This is a genomic window from Streptomyces sp. NRRL S-495, from assembly GCF_000966955.1.
Taxonomy (GTDB): domain Bacteria; phylum Actinomycetota; class Actinomycetes; order Streptomycetales; family Streptomycetaceae; genus Kitasatospora; species Kitasatospora purpeofusca.
The window spans coordinates 1-605 of record NZ_JZWY01000795.1; the positions used below are offsets into that span (position 1 = coordinate 1).

Below are 605 nucleotides of genomic sequence, written 5' to 3' on the forward strand. Positions count from 1 at the left end.
CCACCCCGCCGGTCTGCTGCGCGCACTGGCCGACGAGCGCCTCGCCCCCGCCCTGCGCCTGATGCACGGCGACCCGGCCCGCCCCTGGACCCTCGCCGAACTGGCCCGCGCGGCCGCCATGTCGCGCACCAGCTTCGCCCAGCGGTTCAAGGACCTGGCGGGTGTCCCGCCGCTCGCCTACCTGCGGCGCCGGCGGATGCGGCTGGCCCAGCACACCCTGCGCCGTACGGACACACCGCTGTCCGCCATCGCCGCCTCGCTCGGCTACGGCTCCGACAGCGCCTTCAGCACCGCCTTCAAGCGGGCCACCGGCCTGTCCCCCCGGCACTACCGCGAGGCCGCCCGTTCCACGCCGGACTTCCCCGCCCAGGGGTGACGGGCCCGACCGGGCGTCATCCGTCGACGGCGGCACCGGGGTCGACGGCGGCGCGCGCCGGACGGTCCGACAGCTCCGTCCACAGGTCGAGGAAGGCGCGCAGGGGTGCGCTCGGCCGGGTGCCCGACCGCCACACGAACACCTTCCGCAACCGGACGGCGGGCTCCAGCGGTACGACGACGAAACGCCGGTCGGCGGCCAGCACCGGACTCGCGTGGGAGGTGAGGGC

Annotated in this window: 1 protein-coding gene and 1 pseudogene; one reads left to right on the forward strand and one right to left on the reverse strand. The window is 76.5% G+C overall.

What is annotated here, in order from left to right; genetic code table 11:
- On the forward strand, positions 1 to 376 hold a 376-nt coding region (locus VR45_RS33660), incomplete at its 5' end, for an AraC family transcriptional regulator (protein ID WP_045943702.1).
- Positions 377 to 392: 16 nt separating this feature from the next.
- On the opposite strand, the pseudogene VR45_RS33665 reads toward VR45_RS33660, so the two are convergent.
- A pseudogene (locus tag VR45_RS33665) lies at positions 393 to 605 on the reverse strand (LysR family transcriptional regulator); the annotation flags it as partial.